The 6,923-nt window shown below is 31.3% G+C and carries 7 protein-coding genes; 4 read left to right on the forward strand and 3 right to left on the reverse strand.

Annotated features, from left to right (window positions below; genetic code table 11):
- On the reverse strand, positions 1–509 hold a 509-nt coding region (locus tag GOQ24_RS03700), incomplete at its 3' end, for an antirestriction protein ArdA (RefSeq protein ID WP_243731245.1).
- Between the two features lie 416 nt (positions 510–925).
- On the opposite strand from GOQ24_RS03700, the gene catA reads away from it, so the two are divergent.
- On the forward strand, positions 926–1,570 hold the full coding sequence (gene catA, locus GOQ24_RS03705) for a type A chloramphenicol O-acetyltransferase (protein WP_160339123.1): 645 nt from the start codon (positions 926–928) through the stop codon (positions 1,568–1,570).
- Positions 1,571–1,602: 32 nt separating this feature from the next.
- On the opposite strand, the gene GOQ24_RS03710 is transcribed toward catA, so the two are convergent.
- Both GOQ24_RS03710 and mobC read right to left on the reverse strand, forming a co-directional pair.
- Complete coding sequence (locus GOQ24_RS03710) at positions 1,603–2,073, reverse strand: JAB domain-containing protein (RefSeq protein WP_160339124.1); 471 nt, start codon at positions 2,071–2,073, stop codon at positions 1,603–1,605.
- A gap of 200 nt (positions 2,074–2,273) precedes the next feature.
- On the reverse strand, positions 2,274–4,277 hold the full coding sequence (gene mobC / locus GOQ24_RS03715; RefSeq protein ID WP_160339125.1) for a conjugal transfer protein MobC: 2,004 nt from the start codon (positions 4,275–4,277) through the stop codon (positions 2,274–2,276).
- Positions 4,278–4,443: 166 nt separating this feature from the next.
- Between mobC and GOQ24_RS03720 the strand changes: the two genes are divergently transcribed.
- The 3 genes from GOQ24_RS03720 (at position 4,444) to mobB (ending at position 6,730) form a co-directional block, all read left to right on the forward strand.
- Positions 4,444–4,911, forward strand: coding sequence for a YbaK/EbsC family protein (locus tag GOQ24_RS03720; RefSeq protein ID WP_160339126.1), 468 nt, complete (start codon positions 4,444–4,446; stop codon positions 4,909–4,911).
- Between the two features lie 109 nt (positions 4,912–5,020).
- Positions 5,021–5,458: a hypothetical protein gene (locus GOQ24_RS03725; RefSeq protein WP_059051508.1), complete on the forward strand. Its 438-nt coding sequence runs from the start codon at positions 5,021–5,023 to the stop codon at positions 5,456–5,458.
- 3 nt (positions 5,459–5,461) lie between these two features.
- Positions 5,462–6,730, forward strand: a complete 1,269-nt coding sequence (mobB, locus tag GOQ24_RS03730) for a conjugal transfer protein MobB (protein ID WP_160339127.1) — start codon at positions 5,462–5,464, stop codon at positions 6,728–6,730.
- Positions 6,731–6,923: the final 193 nt, after the last annotated feature.

The raw sequence follows: 6,923 nt of genomic DNA on the forward strand, positions 1-6,923 counted from the left end.
TTTCTAAATACATGACCATTTTCATAGGTATAATCCCCTATGAAAAGGTCTTTAGCAAAGCTTTCATAATCAAAATATGATTTTACAAAATCAGACAAATCGTAACATTCATCAATGATTTGATAAGCGAAATCTTCTTCACTGTTATAATCCCCTTGATAATCATTTTCAAATGATTCAAATAACGATTCTATATCATTAGACTTAATATCGTGATTACCTATGCTTATCCAAGCTGAAAAAGCCTCTAAGGTTTTATAATCTAGATCTGATATTTTTTCAATAATTGAAAAGATATTTTCTGAAAGGCTACTTGCTGATATTAACTCAGAAGGAATATTTTCCCAATCCTGAAACATAAACTCAGGATCTGTTTCATCAGAATGAAGTTCTGTGCAGAACTCATAAAATTCATCTAAAGAACTAAAATTGTTCAGCTCAATCCATTGTCCTTTAATTGAACCATTGTTATACTTAGCATAAGTACCAACATAAACTTTTGAGTGCATTAAATTTTCCATGATAAATAGTATTATGACCTTAGGGTCTGGTTAATTTCATGGCACTTGAGTTTTGGTTTTTAGCTAAGAGCAAGTTTTACAAAATAAATACGCTCAAAACTTGAGGAAGATTTATTGAAGTAATCCAAAGGATTTAAACTTGATAGGCTAAAAAGCTAGAAAAACTTTGCCTACTGAAATAACAGAGCCTAAGGCATTAACTTATTACATCTAATAGGTAATAGGTAATATCTCTAAAAGAGATTTATTGATGTCTTATCTAGGATTAGACATGTACTAAATAAAGATTAGTAGTATAACTAAGCTTCTAAAGTATTTTTAAAATAAAAATATGTTGATTCAGTATTTTTTAATCTATACAATAGATAGATATCCTTATTTTTGTTGTAAATAATTAAATAACAATGAATTATAAAAAATTTGATATTGAATCATGGAATAGAAAGGAGCATTTCTACCATTATAAAGATCAATTAAGGTGTAGCTTCAGTTTAACAACGAAAATAGATATTACTAAGGTTATTCCATTTATAAAGGAACGCGGATATAAATTTTATCCAGTGATTATTTACTTAATAGCTAAGGCGGTTAATAAACACCCAGAGTTTAAGTTTGCTATGAAAGATGGAGAGTTAATACAATGGGATACTGTAAATCCTGCTTATACTATTATGCATCCTGAAACAGAGACATTCTCAGAATTATGTTCTGTGTATAAAGGAGATTTTAAAACCTTTTTAGAAGAGTATGATAGAGTACATGAGAAATATAAAGGAGATTACGCAATGTCACCACAAAGAGAAATAGAGAATATATTTAATATTTCTATGATCCCTTGGGTGAGTTTTGATGGATTTAATTTAAATGTACCTGGTTTTGGGGATTATTTTGCTCCAATTTTTACATTGGGTAAGTATATTAAAAACAATGAAGAAATATTGATGCCTATATCAATACGAGTACATCATGCAACATGCGATGGACTTCATGTCGCTAAATTACTACATAGCTTACAAGAACTATGTGATAATATAGAAGAGTTGAAATAAGATTTATTGACTATATAATAAAAAATAAGGCGTCATAAGACGCCTTCATCTGCAAAAGAGTAATAACTCTCAGGTGTTATTATTAAATGATCTAAAAGAGCAATATCAAGTATTTGACTTGCTTGTTTAATCTTAGCAGTAATCTGCTTATCTGCCTCGCTTGGATCTAATTTCCCTGAAGGATGATTGTGCACTAAGATACAAGCCGTTGCTTTTGCTTTTAAAAGAGCTGCAAAGATCAATCGAAGATCAACCACAGTTCCTGTAATACCACCTGATGATATTTCAAGTACACCAAGTACTCTATTACTGTTTGAAAGCATAAGTACTTTAAATTGTTCTAATAGTTCAATCTTATTTTCATCCCATGCTTTTAAAGCTATTTTAAAAGCAGATTGTGACGATACAATCTTAGGTCTTTCAGATGCTTTTACTCTAGATTTGTAGATTAGTTCTATCTCTGATGCCACTAACCAATTGCTGTTTAAAACTGTAGATTCCATAATATTATATTTTTAAATTAATTATGGAGCAGCTACAGGTAATGCTTAAGCAAGCTCAAAAAGCAACGCAATAAAGCGAAGACAAGGTCAAGCATTTATGGGGGAATTTTTTGAAGGCGAACCGCGAAGTATTACCTAGCTTAGTGAGATAATTGATAAAAAATAAAACCACTATTAATCCAAAGGATCAAAAGATAGTATTACTGTTTGTTATTAATCAAATGAGCCAATTCAGGATCATTTTCAATGCGTTTTAGCTCTGATTCAATAATTGACTCAATATCAAGTTTAACCTGTCTGTAATTAGCTTGAATCGTTTCATCTAAGGTATTATTACCACGAGCATCTAAAAAAGAAGTTATTTGAGGTATCTTTTTATAAGCTTTCATTTCTTTAGAAACTTTGTCATTATCAACAACTATCTCAGAATGAAATATCTTTTGCTCTATACGCTCATCAAAATTATCAGATACAGCTCCCACAAACATTCCTTGGGTAAGGGTTGATATTTTAGAGGCAGGAATAAGCGTATCAAGCTGGGTAGAGAAGGAGGTAGAACGGTCGTTTCTATTAATGGATATGCTCTGACGCTTTTGAAGTATTTTACCAAAGCGTTCTGATAGTGCTTTAGCTGTATCGCCAACAACTTGACCTGAGAAGATATTACCAACTGTGTTTTGAATTACTTTACTTTCTTTATCTCCGTAATCTCTGTTAAGCTGTGAGAAATCTTGAAACCCTAAACACACAGCTACTTTATTACTACGAGCAGTAGCAATAAGGTTATCAAGTCCTCTAAAATAGATTGTTGGTAGCTCGTCAATGATAACAGAACTTTTAAGTTGACCTTTTTTATTGATGAGTTTTACAATACGTGAGTTATAAAGTCCAAGAGCAGCAGAGTAAATATTTTGACGATCAGGATTGTTTCCGACACATAGTATTTTAGGTGCTGCTGGATTATTAATATCCAAAGAAAAATCGTCTCCTGTCATTACCCAATATAGCGATGGTGATATCATACGAGACAGTGGTATTTTAGCCGAAGCTATTTGCCCTTGTAATTGATCTTGCGCTCCACCTTCCCAAGCATCCATAAAAGGAGAGAGGTAGTTCTCTAAATCAGAATAAGAGGTAAGGATAGTAAATACATCAGCATACTTCTTATTTAAAAGTTCAATAGCATGAGGGAATGTACAATACTTACCATTTTGATAAATCTTCAAAAACCAAATAATAGCTGCTAAAAGGATGATTGGAGATTCCACAAAGAAGTCTCCTTGTTTTTGTATCCAGGAGCGGTTAAGGTTAAGCATTATAGTATAGGCAGATTCATAAGCATCAGATATATCTGTCATAAACGATGGGTTAATCGGATTACAACGATGACTGAGACTTGGATCATCAAAGTTTATAACATAGAACTTGGGAACAATAGCGTATTTATCTTTGTGTAATAACAAGTGATTATAAGCTATAGTTGATAAGTCATGGAACTTAAAATCGTAAATATACATAGAGAATCCTTTTTCAATTTGTTGCTTAATAAAATTATTTACCACAGCATAGGATTTACCAGAACCAGGTGTACCAAGAACAATAGTTGCTCTAAAAGGATTAACGATGTTTATCCAACCACTATTCCATTTTCCTTTGTAATAGAACCTTGAAGGAAGGTTAACAGAGTACTCGTTTTCAATGAATCTAGTCTCTTGCATAAAGCTCTCGTTCTCAAAGTTAAACACGTCTTGCATGAGGTTATCGTTTAGGAGTCTGCTAATCCAAGCACCAGATACTAAAAGTAAGATATAGCCCAAGAACGTAGTTGCTATATACAGCACAACACTCCAATAATATCCAAAATCAAGTAAAAAGAAATTGAAAAAGAACAAACTAAAACCAACTACAAAAACACCAATTATTTTAGAGACTGTTATCTTTTCATGTTTTACGCCTTTGCCTCCCCACAGGCTTAAAGAGAGTAAAACCAAACAAAAGAGTTTCGTATAAAGTAAATGAGAAAACAGTCCTGCTGTTTGATTAAAGTTAACTAGTATTCGATCTACGACATGGTGGGTAACTCTAAGGCTTGAAAAGAAAGAATAACAGTACCAGTATAAGTGTATAAGCATTACTATAATACTTACTGCTCGCATAAATGCTAGGATTTTAGCAAGAGCTTTTAAATCGTCTTCTGATTGCATAATAAATGTAATTAAGATTAACGATTTAAAGTAGCAGTATATCAATCTAAAAGCTTGAAATTGGAATTATAAGGTATTATTTGGCTTTGATAAATAGCAAGACAGCACTATTAAAATTTGTCAATTGTATTATAATTTCTATTTTTAAAAACCAATATTAATTATTATGAACCATTTAAAAGTGAAAGACTATCTAAAAAGCAAGGGCTTTGAAGATCGTTTTATTGAATTTAAGGAGAGTACAGCCACTGTAGATGAAGCTGCAATTGCGATTGGTTGTGATAGTGACCAAATAGCAAAGAGTATAACGCTTTATGCCCCAGAAGAGGGAGCTGCTATTCTTGTCGTCGCATCAGGAAATAGTAAAATTGATAATAAAACTTTTAAAGATACTTTTGGTATCAAAGCCAAGATGCTTAAATATGAAGATGTAGAAGAATTAGTCGGTCATCAAGTAGGGGGAGTCTGTCCTTTTAAGGTAAAAGAATCAACCAAAGTCTACTTTGATGAATCTTTAAAAAAACATCAAGTACTCTATCCAGCAGGCGGTAGCGCTAATACTGTAGTCCAATTAAAACAAGAAGAACTACTTGGTTTGTGTGATTTTGTTGATTGGGTATCTGTGACAAAGTAGATTAATACAAAATTGTTTGCTATGTAATTCCAAATACGACTTCTAAGAGCCATTAGAAGTTTAGCGATATAAGTATTTCTTATTTTGACAAGAATCAAAGTAAGACACTATGGACACTATACAAACTACCACTAAAAACAAAGGAGGAAGAAAACTAAAATCCAATCCTAAAAAATACAGACATGTTTTCAGACTCACCGAATCTGAAAACCAGAGACTGCTTGCTTTGTTTACATCATCAGGAATGACAAACAAAGCAAGCTTTCTTGTTTCTATGCTTTTAGATAGACAAGTTAAAACAGTCAAAGTAGATGTTGCTGCTTTGCAATATCACGGATTACTAACTAAACTGTTTAATCAATTTAGAGCAGTAGGAGTAAACTATAATCAAATGGTAAAACTTTGTAACCAGTACTTCTCAGAAAATAGAGCCAAACGTTCTATTTCAAAACTTGAAGAGTATACCAAAGATTTATCAAAACTTTGCTATTACATTATTAGGCTTACCAAAGAGTTTGAAGACAAGCACTTAAATACTAATTTATAACTTATGATAGCTAAAATTGGTAAAGGAAGTAATCTTATAGGAGCTTTGTCCTACAATCAATTAAAAGTTGATAAAGGACAGGGCTCCGTTTTGTTTACAAATAATCTACCAGAACCCAACAACTCTTTAAAATACATAGCTCAACTTTATAAACACTTTGAACCTTATTTACTTTTAAATACTAAGACAGAAAAAGTTGTACGGCATATTTCTTTAAATCCAAATCCCAATGATAAATTATCTGATGATACATTAAATGAAATAGCCCAATACTATATGGATAGTATGGACTATGAAAATCAGCCATATATTGTCTATAAGCATAGTGATATAGAAAGAGAGCATATTCACATTGTTACCGTTTGCACAGACTTAAAGGGGAAGAAAATAAATGATAAATACGATCATCTAAAATCAATGAAAACTTGCCGTGAAATTGAAAAGAAGTTTAATCTAACCTCTTCTATAAATCAAAAAAATGAGGAAACAAAACAGATTCAATTTACACCAGTAGATTACACAAAGCACAATTTAAAAGCTCAAATAGCCTCGGTTATACGCTACTTACCCAAGTACTATAACTATGATAGCTTAACAAGTTACAATGCTTTATTATCACTCTTTAATATAAGAGCAGAAAAGGTTGAAGCAACTTATAATGAACAACCAAAACAAGGTTTAGTTTATTTTGCAATAAACGAAATAGGAGAGAAGGTAAGTAATCCTTTTAAGGCTTCCCTTTTTGGAAAAAATGCAAGTTATCAAAATCTTGAAAGTCACTTTAAAACATCAAAAGAAAAACTAAAATCTTTACCTAATAAAGAGAATCTTAAACATATAATTGAGATAGCGTTAAATACAACAAATTCACAACAAGAGTTTAAAGGAGAACTTTTAAATCACGGAATAAACGTTGTTATTTTTCAAAACAAAGACAATCGTATCTATGGTGTAACTTTTATCGACCATAACTTAAAAAGTGTCTATAAAGGCTCTGATTTAAGTAAAGAGTTATCTGCTAATACACTGAATCAAAAATGGAGTAGTATAGAAGATTATCCTCGTTCAATTTTAATACCTTCTCAACAGGCTAATACTAATGAATCAGACGAGTTACATCCAATGTTTGAGCATTTATATTCTGATACTACCAATTTTAATAATGATGAGTTTTTATCATTGTTTAATCTTTTAAACAATAACCAAGAGATAGATTATGAAGAGTTGAGTTTTGAGAAAAGGATCAAAAGAAGAAAAAAAAGATCTTTCTGAGACAGCGCACCTAATTAGATATTCATATTATGAGCACTTTTAAAACAAATAACTATCTAAGTCAAATATAAAAGCCTGTAAACTCATTAAATTTACAGGCTTTTGTTTCGTTTTGAAACCTTTATAAGGTAATTATTCTAATTATGTTGTGGAGAAAGAGGGTTAGCCTCTTTTACTTCGTATGCTTTATAAA

The sequence above is a fragment of the Myroides sp. LoEW2-1 genome, from assembly GCF_009767705.1.
GTDB classification, from domain to species: domain Bacteria; phylum Bacteroidota; class Bacteroidia; order Flavobacteriales; family Flavobacteriaceae; genus Flavobacterium; species Flavobacterium album_A.